This window comes from Gimesia algae, from assembly GCF_007746795.1.
Classification (GTDB): domain Bacteria; phylum Planctomycetota; class Planctomycetia; order Planctomycetales; family Planctomycetaceae; genus Gimesia; species Gimesia algae.
This window is the reverse complement of the sequence record NZ_CP036343.1, coordinates 6,584,524-6,604,740: the sequence shown is the minus strand read 5'-3', so window position 1 is coordinate 6,604,740 and position 20,217 is coordinate 6,584,524. Positions and strand designations below refer to the sequence as shown.

Annotated in this window: 14 protein-coding genes; 10 read left to right on the top strand and 4 right to left on the bottom strand. The window is 49.2% G+C overall.

Annotation, left to right across the window (positions count from 1 at the left end):
• The first annotated feature begins 39 nt into the window (after positions 1-39).
• From Pan161_RS24830 to Pan161_RS24795, 8 genes are all read left to right on the top strand, one after another.
• Positions 40-1,467: a DUF1501 domain-containing protein gene (locus Pan161_RS24830; RefSeq protein WP_145231424.1), complete on the top strand. Its 1,428-nt coding sequence runs from the start codon at positions 40-42 to the stop codon at positions 1,465-1,467.
• 189 nt (positions 1,468-1,656) lie between these two features.
• Entirely contained in the window at positions 1,657-3,777 is a 2,121-nt protein-coding gene (gene flhA / locus Pan161_RS24825; protein ID WP_232103474.1) for a flagellar biosynthesis protein FlhA, read from the top strand.
• 79 nt (positions 3,778-3,856) lie between these two features.
• Positions 3,857-5,197, top strand: coding sequence for a flagellar biosynthesis protein FlhF (flhF, locus tag Pan161_RS24820; RefSeq protein WP_145231423.1), 1,341 nt, complete (start codon positions 3,857-3,859; stop codon positions 5,195-5,197).
• 88 nt (positions 5,198-5,285) lie between these two features.
• Complete coding sequence (locus Pan161_RS24815; RefSeq protein ID WP_145231422.1) at positions 5,286-6,266, top strand: P-loop NTPase; 981 nt, start codon at positions 5,286-5,288, stop codon at positions 6,264-6,266.
• A gap of 378 nt (positions 6,267-6,644) precedes the next feature.
• Positions 6,645-6,866, top strand: coding sequence for a hypothetical protein (locus Pan161_RS24810; RefSeq protein ID WP_145231421.1), 222 nt, complete (start codon positions 6,645-6,647; stop codon positions 6,864-6,866).
• Positions 6,867-6,944: 78 nt separating this feature from the next.
• Positions 6,945-7,721 (top strand): FliA/WhiG family RNA polymerase sigma factor, encoded by a 777-nt coding sequence (locus tag Pan161_RS24805; protein ID WP_145231420.1) that lies wholly within the window; start codon positions 6,945-6,947, stop codon positions 7,719-7,721.
• Positions 7,722-7,970: 249 nt separating this feature from the next.
• On the top strand, positions 7,971-8,930 hold the full coding sequence (locus Pan161_RS24800) for an AAA family ATPase (protein ID WP_145231419.1): 960 nt from the start codon (positions 7,971-7,973) through the stop codon (positions 8,928-8,930).
• Positions 8,927-10,237, top strand: coding sequence for a DUF58 domain-containing protein (locus Pan161_RS24795; RefSeq protein ID WP_145231418.1), 1,311 nt, complete (start codon positions 8,927-8,929; stop codon positions 10,235-10,237). The genes Pan161_RS24800 and Pan161_RS24795 overlap by 4 nt, the downstream gene beginning before the upstream one ends.
• On the opposite strand, the gene Pan161_RS24790 is transcribed toward Pan161_RS24795, so the two are convergent.
• Positions 10,234-10,734 (bottom strand): YybH family protein, encoded by a 501-nt coding sequence (locus Pan161_RS24790; protein ID WP_145231417.1) that lies wholly within the window; start codon positions 10,732-10,734, stop codon positions 10,234-10,236. The genes Pan161_RS24795 and Pan161_RS24790 overlap by 4 nt on opposite strands.
• A 283-nt stretch (positions 10,735-11,017) precedes the next feature.
• Between Pan161_RS24790 and Pan161_RS24785 the strand changes: the two genes are divergently transcribed.
• Together Pan161_RS24785 and Pan161_RS24780 are read left to right on the top strand one after the other, a co-directional pair.
• A complete protein-coding gene (locus Pan161_RS24785; RefSeq protein WP_197995503.1) occupies positions 11,018-14,782 on the top strand; it encodes a hypothetical protein in 3,765 nt (1,254 codons plus the stop codon).
• A 376-nt stretch (positions 14,783-15,158) separates the two neighbouring features.
• Entirely contained in the window at positions 15,159-15,737 is a 579-nt protein-coding gene (locus tag Pan161_RS24780) for an FHA domain-containing protein (protein WP_145231415.1), read from the top strand.
• On the opposite strand, the gene Pan161_RS24775 is transcribed toward Pan161_RS24780, so the two are convergent.
• From Pan161_RS24775 to Pan161_RS24765, 3 genes are all read right to left on the bottom strand, one after another.
• Complete coding sequence (locus Pan161_RS24775; RefSeq protein WP_145231414.1) at positions 15,718-17,853, bottom strand: YfhO family protein; 2,136 nt, start codon at positions 17,851-17,853, stop codon at positions 15,718-15,720. The two genes, Pan161_RS24780 and Pan161_RS24775, sit on opposite strands and share 20 nt — an antisense overlap.
• A gap of 99 nt (positions 17,854-17,952) precedes the next feature.
• Positions 17,953-19,170, bottom strand: coding sequence for a beta/alpha barrel domain-containing protein (locus tag Pan161_RS24770; RefSeq protein ID WP_145231413.1), 1,218 nt, complete (start codon positions 19,168-19,170; stop codon positions 17,953-17,955).
• Between the two features lie 74 nt (positions 19,171-19,244).
• Positions 19,245-20,171 (bottom strand): malate dehydrogenase, encoded by a 927-nt coding sequence (locus Pan161_RS24765; protein WP_145231412.1) that lies wholly within the window; start codon positions 20,169-20,171, stop codon positions 19,245-19,247.
• Positions 20,172-20,217: the final 46 nt, after the last annotated feature.

Sequence of the window (20,217 nt, the reverse complement as noted above, 5' to 3'; positions counted from 1 at the left end):
TTGCTCACATAAATAAAAGTAGCATTCAGGGAGAGACAAATGAGTTTAAACAATTTGGGTTTGCAAGATCTGACACGACGCCATTTTTTTGAAAACTGCGCCGTTGGAGCAGGAGCTATCGGCCTGGCGACTTTGATGCAGTCGGAACAACAGGCGCAGGCTGCGACTTCCACACTCGGGAAAACGCATCACCCTCCCAAAGCCAAAAATGTCATTTACATGTTCATGGCGGGAGGACCCAGTCAGCTGGAAATGTTCGACTATAAGCCTAAGTTGCAGGAACTGGAAGGCCAGGTGATTCCGGAGTCTTATGTCGAAGGTAAGCAGTTCGCATTTCTGAAAAAAGACGCGAAGTTACTGGGCACCCGACGCAAATTCAAAAAATATGGCGAATCAGGTACGGAACTCTCTGATGTGGTGCCGCATCTGGCGAGTATTGCGGATGACATCACCGTTCTGAAAAGTATGAAAACGGATGTGTTCAATCATGGTCCCGCTAAACTGTTTATGAATACCGGTACACAACAGTTTGGACGTCCCAGTATGGGGGCCTGGGTGACGTATGGGATCGGCAGCGAATCTCAGAACCTGCCTGGCTTTGTCGTACTGCAGTCTGGTCCCCGCGGTCCGCGCGGTGGTGCTCCGTTGTGGGGCAGTGGATTTCTACCGACAACCTACCAGGGGGTGCCATTTTTAAATGGTGCCGACCCGATCCTCAATTTATCAAACCCGTCAGGAATTGATGCGAAACGGCAGTCAGAATTTATTGAAACGGTCAATCAGTTGAATGCGTTGCGTCTGGAGAAAACCAGAGATCCCGAGATATCGACACGCATCTCCGCATACGAAATGGCATATCGGATGCAGTCCAGTGCTCCAGAGTTAATGGATCTTGCTGGTGAGACAAAGGATACACTGGACTTATATGGTGTCGATCCTGCGACTCCCTCTTATGCCCGTAACTGTTTGCTGGCGCGGAGATTGATCGAAAAAGGGTGCCGCTTTGTTCAACTCTATCATACGGATTGGGACCATCATGGGAATAAAGGCACTGACCTGGAAGAGTCCCTGGATGCCCGTTGTCTGGAAACGGATCGTGCGTCATCTGCATTGGTGAAAGATCTGAAACAGCGCGGTCTATTAGAGGATACTCTGGTAATCTGGGGAGGTGAATTCGGTCGGACTCCTCAGGGAGAACCACGGGATCTCATCGGACGCGATCACCATATTGATGCCTTCACAATGTGGGTTGCGGGAGGTGGCTCCAAATCTGGTGTCACAATAGGAGAAACTGATGAATTGGGATACTATACGGTAAATGACACGATTCATGTCCGCGATTTTCATGCGACAGTTTTACATCTGCTGGGAATCGATCATCATGAGCTTTCCTATTTTTACCAGGGTCTCGATTTCCGCTTAACGGGGGTTGAAGAAGCGCATCTTGTGAAGAAAATGCTGGCCTGAAACGAGGGGTTCGGCTGAAGCTGATAAAAACTTGAGTGAATTATGAAGAAATCCTCTGGACAGAATTTACAGATTTCATTATCACTCGCCTCTCTCTCACACATCTCTAAATCTTAACAAATCACTTCACTTCATTTCTGTTACTCCCACGTCTTAATTACCATTTACCCTGTAATCACGGAGGCATGGATGCCACCGGAGTCCAATACCGGTCTATCCGGATCGATCATGCGCAACACCGGACTGATTTTTCCACTAGTCATAGTGAGTTCAGTCCTGGTTATCATTGCGCCATTGCCTCCGTTCGTGATGGACTTTCTGTTGTCCTGCAATATCACCGTATCCGTAGTGATTTTGATGACAACGATTTATGTCAAACGCCCGTTGGAATTCAGCGTATTTCCCGCGATTCTGCTGGGTACTACATTGGCCCGACTGGTGCTTAACGTGGCGTCCACACGTTTGATTTTAACGCGTGGTGCCGCCGATGGAACGGCAGCGGCCGGGGGTGTCATTGAAGCTTTTGGTCAGTTCGTCGCCGGCGGTCAGCTGGTCGTGGGGCTGATCATCTTTGTGATCCTGGTCACGATTCAGTTTATGGTGATTACGAAAGGTGCGACCCGTATCAGTGAAGTCGCTGCCCGTTTCGCATTAGACAGTATGCCCGGTAAGCAGATGGCCATTGACGCCGATCTGAATGCAGGGTTAATCAGCTCGGACGAAGCCAAATCCCGCCGCAGTGAAATTACTGAGCAGGCGGACTTCTACGGTTCCATGGATGGTGCCAGTAAGTTTGTCCGCGGCGATTCGATTGCCAGTATCATCATCACCCTGATCAATGTCGTCGGGGGATTGTATGTCGGGATGGTCGATCATGGCATGGAGCTCTCAAGAGCCGCCACCGTATTTACAACATTAACGATCGGTGATGGACTGGTCACACAGGTTCCCGGCTTCCTGATTTCACTGGCCGCTGGCTTGATTGTCACTCGTACCTCAGTCGACAGTAATCTGCCAGGCGACGTAGTCAAGCAGTTCTCGAGCCATCCTGAAGCACTGTTTCTGGCAGCGACCTTTCTGTTTGCCCTGGCATTTACCGGACTACCCGCTGGACCGATGCTGGCTTTAGCGATCGGCTGTGTCGTGACTGGTATGATGCGGCGAAAAGGTCTCCAGGCCGTTGAAGTCAAGAAACAAAAAGCAGAGACACAACAGCAGACGCAAAGTCAGCCGGAGCCAAAACCGGAAGACCATCTGTTTGTCGATCCTCTGGAACTGGAACTGGGCGTCGGACTGTTGAGACTGGCTGATCCCGCGACCGGCGGTGATCTCCTTGACCGCGTGACCCGCATCCGACACAAGATTGCCCAGGAACTGGGAATCATTCTTCCCAAGGTTCGTATCCGCGATAACATCCGACTGGGACAGCGCGATTATCAGATTAAGATCCGCGATGTTGCCGTTGCTTGGGGTGGGATCTATCCTGATGGCTTACTGGCCATCGATACCGGAGCGACCAATGGTGATATTCCGGGCATTGATACAGTGGAACCCGCATTCGGTCGTCCTGCCAAGTGGATTGAACTGGGACAGAAAGAACGTGCGGAACTGATGGGTTATAACGTGGTAGAACCTTCAGCTGTCGTGATTACCCACCTGACCGAAGTCGTACGCGAACACAGTAGCGAACTACTGACCCGGGAACAGGTGCATGCTCTGATTGAAAATCTGAAAGAGTCTTCCCCGAAAGTGGTTGAAGAACTGATTCCCGACGTCTTGAAAATTTCCCAGGTTCAGCATGTGCTTTCCAATCTGCTTCGCGAACGGGTGCCGATCCGCGACCTGGAAACCATTCTGCAATCCCTCGGCGATTATGCCGATCGGACCAAGGAGCCCATGATTCTGACGGAGTATGTTCGCAATGGGCTGGCGCGTGCCATCTGTCAGCAGTATCGGGACAGTAAGCGACTGTTAAGAGTGGTCACGCTCGATCCGGAGCTGGAAGACGTGCTGATGTCAGGGATTGATTACAACGAACATGGTCTTGTCATCAAGCTGGCACCCCAGACAGGTGAAGTCATTACACAGGCCATCGCAGATCAGATCGAACCTCTGGTCGAAGCAGGCGGACATCCGATAGTATTATGCAATCCCCAGATCAGGGCTGGATTGAAACAGATTACGTCACCTATGATTCCCCGGTTAATCGTACTGAGTCTTAATGAAATTACCCGTGATACTGATGTGGAGGCGATCGGACAGATCTCAGCCGGTCGGTTGAAAAAAGAGGTTGCGGCAGGAGCTGCATAAACCGTTTTCCTGATTATCAACATCAATTAAATATAAATAAAAACGAACTCAACGGAATAAAATAGAGGAAACATCAATCATGTCAGATGTTCGAACATTTAAAGCGGCTTCCATGCAGGAAGCACTGACGCTGGTACGAGAGGAGATGGGCAGTGAAGCCGTCATCCTGCAGACGCGTCAGATTCCGGGTCGTAAAAGCCTGTTGCCCTGGTCAAGAACTCAGGAAGAATTTGAGATTACAGCGGGTCTGGGAATCGAAACACGGACACCGGCAGCATTGCAGAATCAAAAACGTTCCACCAGTGCTGGCTCAGTATTAAGACACCGGGCTTCCAATCTGCAACCGGAAAATCGTGATCGAGAAACAGTATCTCAACCGCAGAAAGGACTTCGGGAAAAGTCGCCCGCCCGACGCGAAACAACACCTCGTCGTGAAGCAGCGTACTCTCAGCCGGCGGAACAACCACGATTCCGCCAGCGTTTTGAAGAAGCAGCGCCTCGTGAAGTACCTCCCCCCCCAAAACATTTTGATCCAACAGAAGAATTTACCGAGAAATTGAATGCGATTCAGGAGATGCTGGAGTCTCTGGATCGACGTACCCGCTCTCATCGATCTACTGATGTGCCTTCAGAACTGTTTCATATCTATACCGATCTGATCGACGCGGAAGTGGACGAAAGCATTGCCCACGATCTGATAGCCAAACTGAAAGAGCATGCAAGTCCTGAACAGCTGAAAGATTCTGTTGCCAGCAAAGCTCTGCTCGCAGCATTGATTGAATCTCAGTTAGACTGCTCTGTGCCAATTCGACCTGTTCCCGGACAACGTAAAGTGGTAGCACTGGTGGGCCCTACAGGAGTTGGCAAAACAACAACCATCGCAAAGCTGGCTGCCAATTTCCGCCTGCGTGATAATATCAAAATGGGACTGGTAACTGTCGATACCTATCGCATTGCCGCCGTCGAACAGTTGCGGACCTATGCTGAAATTATCGATCTTCCGATGAAGGTCGTCAGTACGCCGAAAGAAATGCAGCAGGCACTTGATGAGATGGTCGGGCTGGATCTGGTGTTGATTGATACCGCTGGTCGCAGTCCCAGTGATGATCTGAAAATTCAGGAACTTGAAAGCCTGTTTTGCGAAGTACCCATTGATGAAGTTTCACTGGTCATGAGTATGACGTCGAGTGTAAAAACACTCGAAGCGATTGCCCAGCGGTTCCAGGTGGCACGCCCGACCTCCATGATTCTGACCAAACTGGATGAAGCTCCTGTGATGGGCAGTCTGTTGACGTTAAGTCAAAATGTAAAACTACCTGTTCGCTACCTGACAACGGGCCAGGATGTCCCCGATGATATCGAGCCGGCCAATGCCGCACGCATGGCACGACTGATACTGGGTGAGGATCAGCTGCGTTAAAAAGTCGTATTACATCATTCGCTGTCACATTACATAATTGCGTTGATTATTTTCGTCACAAACGAGATCCAGAGAAAAGGAATCCGCGATGGCTCCAGCCGTCAATGAGTGGAACTTGAAGCAGGTGGAAGCAGTTCCTCCTGTCAATCTTCCCGAGTCACAGTCGACTGTGACTTCGCGGGGGGATCAGGCAAAGGTTCTGCGCGGGCTGATGGAACAGAAACAACCTGGCATCATTGAGAAGGATAAGTCCTCTCATTGCAGGACACTGGCAGTCTGCAGTGGAAAAGGAGGGGTCGGCAAGTCGGTGTTGTCGCTCAACCTGGCTTTGGCACTGGCGCAGTCCGGGGCTTCAGTCTGCCTGATTGATGTGAATCTTGCGTTAGGCAATATTGATCTGTTATGTCGTCTGAATGGATACTGGAATTTATCACATGTTGTCAGCGGTGCCCGTTCTTTAAAAGAAATTCAACTGGAAGGTCCGCTGGGAGTCAGTGTTGTCACGGGAGCCAGCGGACTGACGGATCTGGCAGACTGCTCGGAGGCGGTCCGGAAAGATGTGCTGGGACAGATGCAGGAACTCGAGGCCACTCACGATTTTCTGATTCTGGATAATGGTACGGGGATCCATCGCAGTATCCGGCAGTTCGTCACGACGGCCGACGATGTTCTGGTAGTCACCACTCCCGAACCCACGGCGATCGCTGACGCCTATGCGACAATCAAATCACTTTCAACAATACAATCGCTGGAAATTCAGGCTCTGATCAATCAATGTACGTCAGACGATCAGGCTGATAAAGTCTTCCAGCAACTTAAGAAAACAACGGAACTGTTTTTGCACACCGATTTAACACAGGCTGGGCAGATCCCCCATGACATGCATGTCGTTCAATCAGTTTATGATCGGGAGCCATTTTTATTGAGCCACCCGCATTGTCCTGCTGCGGAATCCATTTTTCGCCTGGCTCATGATCTGTTGGAACGACATCAGAGTACCGAACAACAAAACAAACAAGAGTCTTACTTTCCGCGACTTTGGCAGCGTTTGCTGGGTGAAGCCGCATAACTCTCATGTAAAAGGATTGAAATCACGGGAAACATTCTCTCATCTCTCTCTCTCTCGTTTCCTGTTCGATCCCTTACCTGAGTCACATCACTACTAAATCCCTTGACAATTAATATTTTCGCTGTGACTGCAGATGCAAGTCTGTGGTCGCGTTCTTCAACTGTTGGTATTTCCCTGACTTAGGGGCTCACCTCGAGGATCGCGTTACGCATCAGGAAAAATTTAAATGTTAGTATTTAACGGTTAATTAAATTGTAGGAGAAAGGTTAAATATTCTGAAGCAGGACGCCGATATTTAAGGATAGACGAGCGAAGGTCTCTTCGGAGTGAAGTGAAATTGCTCTCGAACGTTTTCCAAACTCGATCCGGGAATCATCTGTGGCTCTGCATTATGCATTTCGATTATCGCTAATCGCTTTTGCGACTGAATCAGTGAGAGGGATCATCTCTCATGCTGATTTCATTGGCGCGACTCAATCCTCACTTATCGCTGCAGTCATATTTTTTGGCCTTGGTCTGGTGTTCGGAGAAGTTGCCGCTCGTGTGGTTGAAGAATCAGCACGGGCAAGTTTTGAAAAATGGAAAAATAATCTTGCTTAAATATAAAACGTTTTAGCAGTCATCGTAATCATCATTTTATCCAAATGAAACGACTGTAAGTTGATCACGGAGGAGTAAATGGCCATCAAAGCCAGTGAAGAAATCGCAGAAATCTGGAAGGTGTTCAAGCAGGATCAATCCAACCAGGCCTTGCGTAATACGCTCATAGAGCAATACGTCGCATTGGTCCGTTACAATGCAGAACGAGTCTGGGCCAAGCTACCCGAAGGGGTAGATCTGAACGACCTGATTTCGGCTGGTGTATTTGGGCTGATGGATGCAATTAATGCATTTGATCTGGAGCGGGGAGTCAAATTCGAGACATACTGTGTTCCTCGTATTCGTGGAGCCATGCTGGATGAATTGCGCACCATGGACTGGGTACCTCGCCTGGTTCGCAGTAAAGCCAGTAAACTGGAAGCAGCCCGCAAATCAGCCGAAGCGGAATTTGGTCGCCCCCCGGCGGACGAAGAAATTGCCCGGAAAATGCAATTGTCCCGTAAAGAATTTGATAAACTCAAGAATGAGGCCAATGCGGTAGGCCTGGTGAGTCTGAATAAAAAATGGTACGAAACTGACAGTTATAAAGACGTTCGGGAAGTGGATATCCTCGAAGACGCTAAAGGTGAAGATCCAACCAAAAGCATCCAGAAACGGGATCTGATGCGTCTGGTAACCAAGGGTCTGAATCGGAATGAGCGTCTGATAATTATCCTGTATTATTATGAAGAACTGACTATGAAAGAGATCGGCAGTACGCTGGGTCTGTCAGAATCTCGCGTCAGTCAGATGCATTCGAGCATCGTCAACCGCCTGAAAGAACAACTGGGGCGACGTCGCCCGGAATTCGCTTAATCCTGCGATTCGTGATCATACTATTGAAAAAAGGCCTCCATTATTGATGGGGGCCTTTTTTTATGACCTGCTGCCGATTCGTGACAGACAATTTGAAAAAACATCGCAGTTCTCGACCCGGATGCTCGAAATATGAACCGGATTCGATTTAGAATAAACGTCACAGGGAACATCAGTTCCCGAAGAGTGATCCCAGATCACATTTGAGTTTACTTACTTCAGACAGACAATCGGGGTGACGGTTCATTCATGGATGTTTCACAAATTGAAGATTACTACCAGCGGTCAATGGCTGAAGTGGGTAAAGTGCTCATGGGGCAGGAAGATCTGGTGGAAGGGGTGCTGATTGCATTATTTTGTGAAGGGAATGTCTTGATTGAAGGCGTTCCAGGCCTGGGTAAGACGCTGCTGGTTAATGCGCTCAGTCATGTGCTTTCCAGTGAATTTTGTCGGATCCAGTTTACGCCTGACCTGATGCCTTCTGATATTACCGGACACTCCGTGTACGACATGCACGAGCAGAAATTTACCTTTAATCAGGGCCCGTTGTTTACAAACCTGTTATTGGCAGATGAAGTGAACCGGGCGCCCGCTAAAACGCAGTCCGCACTACTGGAAGCAATGCAGGAACGACAGGTGTCTGTTGACGGGAAAACTTACCCGCTGCAAAGACCTTTTCTCACGATTGCGACTCAAAACCCTCTGGAGCAGGAAGGGACTTATCCGCTGCCGGAAGCGCAGCTGGACCGCTTCATGTTCAAGTTACTTGTTGATTATCCCACTCAGGATCAGGAGAATGCAATTCTTGATCTATACGCTGCCGGGAAAGACAACCGGAATCTGAACAGTTTCGGAATCGAGCCTGTGCTGAACACGGAAACCATTCTGGCGATTCAGCAGCGGACGTCTGAAATTATTGTAGAACCATCCATCATTCAGTACATCACATCCATAGTTTCGCGGACCCGAAGCTGGCATACCATCGAAGTCGGGGCCAGTCCCCGCGCCAGTGTGAATCTTCTGATTGGATCGCGCGTACTGGCTGCCTGTAACGGACGTGACTTTGTTGTCCCCGATGATGTGAAAGAACTGTCACTGCCAATTCTGCGTCATCGGATTCGGTTACACCCGGAAGCGGAAATTGAAGGCATGAAAGTCGATGAGGTCATTCGGGATATCCTGGAAAGCGTTGAGGCTCCCCGCCAATGATGCCCCGTCTTTCATTGTTGTCTCTGTTCGCTGCGGCCATGGTTCCCTTTGCCTTGGGGACGATCTGGCCGGAATGGGGCCAGGTGGGTATTTTGATCTGTCTGCTGGTCTTTTTATTCGCTCTGATTGACCTGGTGCTGACACCCTCGCTGCTTCTGATTGAAGTAGATCGGGAAGTGAAGGATGTATTGAGTGTCGGCACTTCGAACAGCGTCAAGCTCTGGTTTAATAATCGGGGTACTGTCCCGCTCAAGATTCATGTGCATGATGAGCCGCCCATGCCCTGTCAGTACACAAATCTTCCCTTCGACATCGAACTCTTTCCCAATAAGCATCAATACAGTATCTATCATGTTGAGCCGCACCATCGCGGGAAGAATCGTTTTCGCCGCGTGTTTTTACAGATGAAGAGTCGGTTCGGGCTCTGGACTGTCTACGACGAGCGGGACATCCATCAGGAAATCCGGATTTATCCTGACATTCAATCGGTGCGTGGCGTTGAACTGCTGGCGCGCCGCAATCGTCTGGCCGAAGCCGGAATCAAAATGTCACGTTTGCGGGGGCGGGGAACCGATTTCGATCGACTGCGTGAGTATCGACGAGGGGACGAATTTCGCAGCATTGACTGGAAAGCGACGTCTCGGCACCAGGAGTTAATCAGTCGTGAATACGTAGTTGAAAAAAATCAAAACATCATATTTCTTCTCGACTGTGGTCGTTCGATGTGTAATGCCGACGAAGGGGTCACGCACTTTGACCGGGCCCTGAACGCTGCGATTTTGTTGAGCTATGTCGCGCTCAGGCAGGGGGATACCGTTTCACTGATGGCTTGTTCCAATAAGGTGGAATGCTGGGTCCCTCCTATTCGTGGTGCCGGTTCGATTCAGAAACTGATCCGTCAGGTTTATGACCTGGAACCGATCTATGAGGCTTCCGATTATCAACTGATGTCTGAACAGCTGCAACTGCGTTATCGTAAACGCTCATTGGTCGTTGTACTGACGCATGCACTGGATGAAGTTCATCTGGAATACCTGGGAAAAGCCCTGCGAATGATGCGCTGGCCGCATCTGGTATTGTCCGCGTTTTTACGAAACGTGCCCCTCGAGAATCGAATGAACTCAATACCGGAAACGGACCGGGAAGCATTTCAGATCGCCGCCGCGGCTGAAATTGTGTCTTCCCAGGCGACACAAATCGCCGCGTTGCAGAAATCCGGGTTACTCGTACTCGACACGTTGCCGGAGAACCTGTCGGTCAACCTTATCAGCCGCTACCTGGATATCAAAGCACGACAACTGCTTTAATCTGTGGATGGCTTTGACAGGAAGGGAAGCAGGTCGGTGTGGTGCCCGATCATTTTCCACTTTCCATTTTCTTTGCGAAACAGACTCGTCGCGCGGATTTTGACTTTCTCTACTTTACCGTCTGCCCCAATATTATGTCCGATTTCATAGTTACTGACAATAGCCAGCTCCTGCCCGACAGTGATGTGAATTTCTGCCGCTTCAACTTTACCACCCAGTTTCATGGAACCCGTTTTTTCCCATTCGGCTGCAATCGGTTTCCAACCACGCAGAAAGCTGCCATCTGGTCCCATGAAAGTGATATCATCCTGGTGCGACCATAATTTTTTCATGGGTTCCACTTCACCGGTAAACAGTTCATTGAGTGCAGAGTAGAATTGCTGAGTAGCTGCTTTTACCGCTTTCTGATCTTCATCACTGGCAGTCGCCAAATTTTCACAGTTCAAACTAACAGCAGAAAATACGATCATCGCGATAGAAATCAGTTGTGTCTTCATTTTAGTTTCTTTCTTCAGGTTCTAAGTATCAGCAAAGGATCAATGCTTACATGAACTTTGAATATGGCCGTGTGTATACATTAGTGTCAACTGAGAGAATGGTAGCGAGTGCAGAATACTAAGTCTACGTGAGTTTGGAGTGTAGATTTCCCTGCAAATTCAGGTGAGTTTCTGCAGTGATTGTCTTTCTGAATTTGAAACCTTATCCATACAGGGTTATAGTCGTATCCATTGATGCAATAGTGTGTTGCCCGTCTGTTTCTCCCGAAAGGGTCTTATGAGAATGCGAATTTCTTCTCTGACTTTTCTACTTTTAAGCCTGTCATTCTATGGCACACTGATTTGTGCTGCTCCCCCTTCAGAAAATGGTGACCTATCAAAAGAGCAGACGATTCAACTCATCAGGCAGTTACGTGGAGACATCAAATACCTGCAGGCAGGCCCGGATTCGGCGGTTAAATCGGTCTTCTTTTCGAGTTCGGAAATCGACGATGATGATCTCAAATATTTGAAAGATTTTGACACGATCCAGGACTTGGCCTTTTACGGTTCCAAGGTAACCGGAGATGGTTTAAAGCACCTTCAGGGTTTTAATCAACTTCAGAAACTGCATCTGGTGCGATCTCCTTTAACTGATAACGGGCTGGCGCACCTGAAGCAATTTCCTGCTTTAAGGCATATTTATATTCGTAATGCAGCCCTGACCGACGCGGCTCTGGTCCATTTTAAAGAATTGACCAATCTCCAAAGTTTGTGGCTCAATTCGACCAAAATAACCGGTGCGGGTCTGATCTACCTGAAAGATCTCAAGCAGTTGAACTCTTTGAATCTGTATGAAACAGAGATCAATGATGCCGGGCTGATACACTTATATGGCTTAAAGAAACTGGAATACCTTGATCTGAGTCTGACTTCGGTCAGTAATGCGGCTGTGGCAAAACTGCAGATGGAAATGCCAGGTTGTAAAATAGACTTTGATCGTCCTGTCTCGCCAGATGACCTGAAATTGGTAGCAGAGATAAAAAAATTAGGTGGATTCGTTCAATATCGGCCACGCAAAGAATATCGCGTCGTAGCGAAAATCACCCTTTCTGGTCGACAGGTAAACAATGCCAGTCTGGCCTGCCTGAAAGACCGGAGCAGTTTGCAGTCGCTATCGATCAATAACACCATTGTCAGTGATCAGGGGCTCGAAAATCTCAAAGACCTGACCGGCTTGAAGTCACTGACGGTGATGCAGAGCCCTATCACCGATGCCGGTCTGGCTCATCTCTCAGGGCTCAAGCATTTGACCAGTCTGAACCTGGCGAGAACAAATATCGGGGATGCCGGGCTGGAGCACCTCACTCAACTCAAAAAATTGAAGCGGCTCGATTTGATCGGTACCGGAATTACTTCAGCGGGGATGCAACGATTCAATACTGTTCTACCTGATTGTAAAGTGGTCACCGGAGGTCGTGCTGGTACCTCTATGCAGGAGCAACAGGCAATTGCTGCTTTAAAAGCACTGGGGGCACACGTTCATAAATCCCGGGTTTTTGAAAACCGTAAACTCACATCGCAATATACCACCGCAGTTCACTTGTATGGAAATCAGATTACTGACCGCGAGTTGCGTTCTCTGAAAGATATTCCGCAGTTGAAGAAACTGCAGCTCAATAGGACAAACGTGACTGATCAGGGAATGGTCCACCTTGCAGAATTGTCAGAACTCGAAAGTCTGCACCTGTCAGGTGCAGCGATTAAGGACAAAGGGCTGGAGACTTTGACCGGGCTCCATCACTTACAGCAACTGGATCTCAGCAGGACCGATATTACCGATACCGGGCTGGCTGCTCTGAAAAACTTTCCTCAATTGAAGTCATTAAACCTGGGAAACACCAGTCTGACAGATGCAGGGTTTGTTCATCTGGCAGCGACTTCGCGGTTAGAAACTCTCAATCTTTATAAAAATCAGATATCGGGGACGGGATTGAGAGAGCTGAAAAAACTGCCTCAGTTACGGAATCTGGATTTGTCAATGAATTCCCTCCAGGCATCCAGCCTAGACCATTTGAACGGTCTGCCACAATTAAAGAATCTGAAACTGACCCAATCGCACTTTGAAGGAGATGCCGTCACGCATTTGGCAACGCTCACGGGACTCACTTCACTGAACCTCGGTTTTACATCCATCGATGATACTGGACTGGTAGCGTTGGGCAATCTGACCGGTTTGAATTCACTGGGACTCAGGAAAACCAAAATTACTGACGCCGGGATGTCTGCATTGCAAAAGATGACAGCATTAAAAACTCTCGATTTGGAAGATACTGATGTTTCGAATGAGGGGCTCAAAGCTCTCAAGGACTTAAAGCACCTTTACAGTCTGAACCTGACAGCCACCCGCGTCGATGATCAGGGGTTGGAGACACTCAAATCGATTTTTAATCTGAAGCGACTGAATTTGAAAGGTACAAAAGTTACAGATGTCGGCCTCGCACATTTTAATTCGAAGCTGATCAAACTAACGGAACTCAATTTGCATGGGACTGGTGTGACCAGTGTTGGAGTCGAATCTTTTCGAAAACAGTCACCAGACTGCCAGGTTATGGCCTCGGTTCCCCGATCACAGGATGTGCTGGCACTCACGGAAAAACTGAAGAAACAAGGTGCGATGCTGGTTCGTCAGCAACAATCAGGAACACCAGAACTTCTGACTGTTCGTATATATGATCCACTGGGAACAAACCCCAGCCTGGAACCGATTGATGTACAACTGGGGTTTCTCAAAGAATTAAAAAATCTAAATTTATATGGTCTGGAGATTCAAAGTCCAAACCTGACAGAAGCGGGCCTCAGGCATTTATCAGGTATCGCTGGCTTGCAGGTCCTGAAATTGAACGGTGTGAAGCTGACACCGGATGGGCTGAAATTGCTGGCTGTGTTAAAAAAATTGAGACATTTACAGCTCAAAGACGCAGGGATTTCTGATGATGAGCTTGTCTCCTTAAAAGATATGACTCATCTGGAAATACTTTCACTGTCCCAAAATTACATCACGGAAAACGGACTGAAAAACCTGTCAGGATTCGTCAATCTGCGCGGCCTGGATCTGAGCTCCAATCGAATTTACAGCGATGGTATGGCGCAGCTTACATCGTTGAAAAATTTACGGAGCCTTAATCTGGATCAAACCAAGGTCGCTGATCAAGGGTTGGAGCAGCTAGTCAAACTACCACGGCTGAACATACTCAGTTTGAGTGGAACAACCATCACAGACGGAGGGACACCTATTCTTAATAAAATGACGACCCTGCGAACTTTAAATCTGAATGAAACTTATATCACAGACAAAGGAGTGAAAGATCTCGAATCACTACGAGTAATGATGAGCTTGAGTTTAAATGGTACCAATGTAACTGCAGAAGGGGTTAAGCAGTTTGAAATCCGGTGTCCTCAATGCAAAGTCAATTGTGTCTTCGAGATCTCGTCTGCAGATCAGAAATACGCCATGCAACTCCGAGATACTGGTGCCGCGGTAGAGTATATCAGCCTGGGACATCGGCGGGTAATTGGCGTCGTTCGATTTAATCAGATTCTGGGTGAATTTGATCCTCGCAGCAGAAAAGATAATTCGAAAGAACTCGATTCCAGTCTGGCGATCATTCAAAAAATTCAGGACTTGAGGAAACTGGTCATCAACTGGCTTGAGTTAACAGATGCTCGTTTAAAAGCAATTTCCCCATTATCGAATCTTGTCTGGCTGGAGTTGACAGGAAGCAGTATTTCGGATGCCGGTTTAAAAGAGATCACCTCGCTCACTCATCTGGAACGACTGGAACTTGATAATACACAAATTACGGATTCGGGTGTTTCTGAATTGGCCAAACTCACTCAATTGAAGTACTTGGATCTGAGCCGTACTCAGGTCACCGCTGCTGTGCTGGACAAATTGAAATCAATGAAGCACTTGCACCTGCTCTCACTGAAGCATCTCGAAATACCCCCAGCCCGTCTAAAGGAGTTTCAGGGGGCATTACCGAATTGTCGGGTGCAGACGAAGTAGCCGGTACACTATCTGTATTCTTACTGTAAAATCTGTTGATAGACACAATAGCATTGTGTATGCCGGTACGGTTATGGGGGTTGTGCTTATTGCAAATGGGAGTGTCCAGGTCGAATTGGGACGATTTTGAGTTTGGATCAGTGCGTGGAATGACCCAAATGTGTGAGAAACAGCAGGTCTTGATTGAGTGTATATCTATAAATAGTCGATATTTATCAGTAATTAACATTTTAAGTACGCGTATGAGTTATATGGGGTAACAGGAGGAATTCACCGTCTCCTGTTCGGCTCGGGCCTTTTTTCTTTTACTTGGATCTGGATGACTCGTATAATAACAATTCATTAAGTTTGCTAACGTTTCTGACTGGAGTCTTCTATGGCAGTCTGCTTAGTCCCCGTGAATCAAGGTCGCCCGATCGTACTTGACAAGGCGATCATTCTCGTCGGACGTCATCCCGACTGTGATATCGTGATCAATGACAGCCCTAAAATCTCACGCAAGCATTGTTGTCTCGCCATTGTCAATGACCGTCCCGTCGTACGTGATCTGGGCAGCATGAATGGTGTTTATGTAAATGGCAAGAAAATTGACCAGCAGGCCTGGCTCAAATTGAATGATGAGCTGAAGATCGGAAATGTCGCCTATCATCTGGAAAATATAGGCGCCGATTTCCATAAGAAAAAAGAACAGACAGACAGTCAGCCCGAGACAGATAGTACGCCTACTAAGGCACCTTCGGTCCAGCACTTCAAAAAGCCAACCAAAGACGTGGATATTTCCCAGCAGTTCCCGGTCGCCATATCAGACAGTGGCCACAACGTGAGCGCGAATGAAATGCTGCCCAGCGATGAGCTGGAAAGTGTAGACGACGAAGACGATGAAGAAAATTATTCCGACAGTCACCGCTTCGAAGGGACTGGTTCCAACGTGGAATTCATTTCTTCTTCTTCGTAATCTCGCTGACAGGGATATCAGGCTGCACTTCCATGGTCCTCTGTTTCATTTGAAACAGAATCGGATGCCAGAACCGGAAGTGGGCAATCGTTAATAAAGTCAGTAGTGTGATGCAGCTGACAATTGCCCCGATCAGAAACCAGCCGGACTGATACGCCCAGACCACTTCATGTTTACCCGCTGACAGTTTCACGCCGCGGTACACGCCTTCGATCAATTCTGCTTCAGCAGGTTGACCATCTACATAGACTTTCCAGCCAGGATACAGCAGGTCGGTTAAGATCAGTGTATCATCGGTCGGAGTCTCTGCCTCTATTTTAATTTCATTCGCACGATAACCTGTAATTGTGGCATTTTGGTTTGCCTCTGGATGAGTCCAGGCGAGGCGGCCCCGCGAACCCTGAAGTTCATAAAAGTAAACAGGTTCATCGAAGCGGCCCCAGGCGGGGTTAATCACCGCGTCGAAATCCCTCCAGATCGGCTTCACCGGCCAGTGATTCAAGTCGAGGGGATGCTGGCTGAGGATGTGCGTCACGCCTGCTTTGCGAAGCCATTCAATCTGCTCGGGTGTCGCAGGTTCCTTGAAAGGCAGCGGCTCGGGCATTGTCAATTTTGGGTCGAAATACTGTTCGGGCCCAATTCCCAGGTAAACGGGAGTGGATGAGACACCCAGCAGAGTTGGTAAATTGGCGCCTGGTGCAAACAGGCGGACCGGTTTCCCGTACTCTGTGACAATCTTCTTGAGTCCACTCTGATCGACATGGTTAATTGGCGGATCGGGAACGATAGCGGCGTAGGTGACATAGCGACTGACGACCCAGAAATCAGCTGCGGTAAACAGACAGACGAGAGCGACTACCAGCAGCTGCAGATTCCGATTCCAGTTTGCTGTCAGTCGTTCCAGGCAGACGCCGGCAATGACTGCGACTGCGAACGTGGTCAGGATGCCATAGCGACCAGGGCCGGTGAAGAAGCTGAAGCCAGGCAAATGTTTTGTTATGGGGAGTAACCAGCCCGGCGTATACAGCAGTGCCAGGAATCCAATGACCGCCAGCAGGATCAGCCTGCGGTCACGCGTCCAGGCACCACTCCATGTCCCGTATATCAGCAAAAGAACCGAGGCGATGCCGAAATACAGATGCGCTTCGACCTGATTGGTTGCATCACCTCCTGGTGCCAGCCCGGCGTCCAGATTTACTTCATAGGGATACCAGGCCCAGGGGGCAACCACCTGCGAGAGATACCAGACCGGGATGTGACCATATCCGGGTTGATGCGAGCGTTCACCCACTTCTGCCCGCTGACTGAGTTGTTTTAATTCCCAGGTCGGTGCGAGCTGAACTGCCGAGAGTGCATAGGTGGAAATAAAAGCCAGTAGCAGTAGTATGATGGTTCGTCTGCGATATGGTTTGAGTGCGTCAGTCGTTTCATCGCGGCTGAACCAGATACGAGCGGGAATGTAGACGACCAGCATCAATTGTGTGAGAAATGCCAGGTTGAAGTGGCCAGGGAGAATTTGCATTGTCAAAGCAAAACTAAGTAATATCGCATACCGCCAGTAGCGGGTCTGGAAGAATGATTCGACGCACCACAGCGTCAATGGCAGCCAGGCACCACCAATGATGGCCCATTCCAGGCAGATCCGCGAGGGAAACCAGCCGTAAGTATAGACCAGTCCGGCAAACAGGGCGGCGACCAGTGAATAGCCCAGACGTTTCACATACATGCCGGTAAACACGAACGCCAGAATGTAATGCAAAATCTGGACGAAGTTGTAGGCAGTATTGACGGGAAGAAACCGGTAGGCGAAGTAGTTGAACGGGTAGAAGGCACCGGTCTGACTTTCCGCCACCAGGGGAACGCCGTGTCCGATGTTGGAATTCCAGAGCGGAAATTCACCTGCCTGCAGACGTTCTGCGAAGAACGTCTTTTGGGGAAAGAAGTAGGTATAAAGGTCACCACCGATCAATCCCCCGCCTGACCAGAGGCCATACCAGAAGATCCACGTTAAGCCGATGGCAATGACGAGGATTGTGCCAGCAAATACAGGTGTACCAGTGGGTTTTACGGTTTCCGGTAGGGAGGACCGTGTTTTCTTCTTTGAAGAACGACTCAAACGACTGAACCTTGTGCTGACAAAATAAGAGCGAGCTGGAATAACATGTCTTGTATTCTAAGCCCCTCGATATGATGTCTCAACACACAGCAGCAGGTCTTATTCACCAAACATGCGGTTCAGTCGCGCCTGATGAAAGGCCAGCTTCTCTGCTGAGCTCATGGATGCGAAGTCGGGAGAGCCCTTGCCGTTCCCAGCCGATTTGTTCGTTGTTGCGGATTTTGAACTGCTGGCAGCGGATTTAGTGTCTGATTTCTGTGCAGGGAAGCTGAAGGTCTTTCCGTCTTCTCCCCCATAACTCATGACAGCGGTCTGATAAGTCAAATCGACGTCCAGTTCACGTGTGGGTTTGATGCCCAGTTCCTGCAGCACGCCATGATAGGCTTTAACCGCTTCCACCGGCTGTATTTTGTCTTCAACCAGATAACGCAGGAATTGAATAAAAGCCAGTTGATGCTCGGCCTGATTGATCTTACGTCCAAACAGCGCCACGCGACCACCGTATTTGCGGGCATCGTAGATCAGCTGAAAGGCGTCCAGAGTGGTTCCCGCTGAACCACCTAAAATTCCTACGATCAGATGTGGATCGTAAGCGACCAGTTCTTCCATTGCCTGGGGACCATGATAGACCATTTTCAGGAATGTGGGACGGCCTGTCATCGCAACGCCAGCCAGGGTGCGAGCAATCAGGTCATTGATAAATCCGGGTGCGAGGTCGGCAGCGATTGCAGTACTGATATTCGGATCGAAAATTTCCAGGAAATGGCGGAACTTTTTGCGTTCGGCTTCTTCCCGGAATTCTTTGTAGCGTTCGAGGGTTGCCAGGTCTTCTTCCAGATTGTTATTAAAGGTTACTGAGTAAAGACCCAGGTCAGCACCATAGGCGCGTTCTTCCGGAGCGCAGTCGAGGTGGCCACACTGAATGTGATCCAGGCTGGCAGAGCGAAATGGTTTCGCAGGTGACAGATGAATTTTACCACCACGAGGCACATGCACGTCGGTCGTGTCGTTGGCACGGGCAGCGGGAGTGATCGGAGAGTTGTCGAACAGGCGTTCGTCAATCGTCAGTTTCTCGCTGGTACTGGCCGACATCAGAACGATGTCGACTACTTCCTGCTGGATTACTTCCCGGATCTGATCCCGGTATTCCGACAGTGTTTTGTACTTGAGTTCCTGGTCATGTCGTTCAGGTGACAAGCCAGGGGCACCAATTCCAAACGCCATGTCGGCATCTTTCGCATCCGCGATAATAAACTCTTTGGAACCACTGGGGTCCGCGTGAATCGACTGTAGTTTCCTGTCGAGTGATTTTTCCATCAGACAATCATTTCAATACAAAACGCAACTAAACTGAACACAACAATACTCAAGATGTCATTTCTGGATCAGGTTCAGCCCAGCACTTTATCAACGGTTTCCCGCAGTACTTTTCCGGACTGAGTGAGTGCCAACTGTTCTTTCGGCCAGAGTTCGATTTCCAGGTGTTTCATCACACCAGATCGTCCCATGACGGTCGGAACGGAAATACAGACATCCCGCAATCCGAAGGCACCATTCTGCAGTGAAGAGACAGGGAGGATCCGACGCTGATCAAGGGCGATACAATGTACGACATCCGCGATACTTACGCCGACCGCAAAACCGGCTCCCCCTTTTTTCTTGATGACTTCGGCTCCGCTGCCGCGAGTCTTCTTTTCGACTTCGGCAATCAGACTGGGGTTACAGCCGGGGAACTTTTCGAGTGGCAGACCACCAATCTGAGCGGCTGACCAGATGGGAACCATGCTGTCGCCATGCTCACCCAGAATCAGTGTCGAAACCTGAGTCGGGGGCACGTCCAGGCGGGCAGCCAGCATGCTGCGGAGACGGGTCGTATCCAGAACAGTACCCAGACCAATTACCTGTTGCGGAGGCAGTCCGAGTTCTTTCATTGCCAGGTAGGTCAACACGTCCACCGGATTGGAGACGACAAACACAATCGCGCCCGGTTTGGTTCCGACACGCTTTACATCTTCCAGAATGTTTTTGAACAGGGCCACGTTCCGGTTGATCAGATCGAGACGGCTTTCCTCCGGTTTACGTCGCAGACCGGCGGTGATCACGATCACGTCGCTGTCTTTCACGAGTTCGGTGCCACCAGCGTAGATTTTCTGATCGGCGGTTAAAGAACTGCCATGCAGCAGGTCTAAAGCCTGGCCTTCGACCAGATCCTGATTCACGTCTACCAGAGCGATTTCCCGGACGATGCCTCCGGCCTGTAATGCAAAGGCGGCACAGGAGCCCACGAGCCCGCCACCACCGATAATACTGACATTCATAATCAAATCTTTTCTATATGACGATGTGATGCTTGTTATATAAAAT

Coding starts and splice junctions, on each gene's coding strand:
- Pan161_RS24830 (WP_145231424.1), top strand. CDS start 40: ATGAGTTTAAACAATTTGGGTTTGCAAGATCTGACACGACGCCATTTT.
- flhA (WP_232103474.1), top strand. CDS start 1,657: ATGCCACCGGAGTCCAATACCGGTCTATCCGGATCGATCATGCGCAAC.
- flhF (WP_145231423.1), top strand. CDS start 3,857: ATGTCAGATGTTCGAACATTTAAAGCGGCTTCCATGCAGGAAGCACTG.
- Pan161_RS24815 (WP_145231422.1), top strand. CDS start 5,286: ATGGCTCCAGCCGTCAATGAGTGGAACTTGAAGCAGGTGGAAGCAGTT.
- Pan161_RS24805 (WP_145231420.1), top strand. CDS start 6,945: ATGGCCATCAAAGCCAGTGAAGAAATCGCAGAAATCTGGAAGGTGTTC.
- Pan161_RS24800 (WP_145231419.1), top strand. CDS start 7,971: ATGGATGTTTCACAAATTGAAGATTACTACCAGCGGTCAATGGCTGAA.
- Pan161_RS24795 (WP_145231418.1), top strand. CDS start 8,927: ATGATGCCCCGTCTTTCATTGTTGTCTCTGTTCGCTGCGGCCATGGTT.
- Pan161_RS24790 (WP_145231417.1), bottom strand. CDS start 10,734: ATGAAGACACAACTGATTTCTATCGCGATGATCGTATTTTCTGCTGTT.
- Pan161_RS24785 (WP_197995503.1), top strand. CDS start 11,018: ATGCGAATTTCTTCTCTGACTTTTCTACTTTTAAGCCTGTCATTCTAT.
- Pan161_RS24780 (WP_145231415.1), top strand. CDS start 15,159: ATGGCAGTCTGCTTAGTCCCCGTGAATCAAGGTCGCCCGATCGTACTT.
- Pan161_RS24770 (WP_145231413.1), bottom strand. CDS start 19,170: ATGGAAAAATCACTCGACAGGAAACTACAGTCGATTCACGCGGACCCC.
- Pan161_RS24765 (WP_145231412.1), bottom strand. CDS start 20,171: ATGAATGTCAGTATTATCGGTGGTGGCGGGCTCGTGGGCTCCTGTGCC.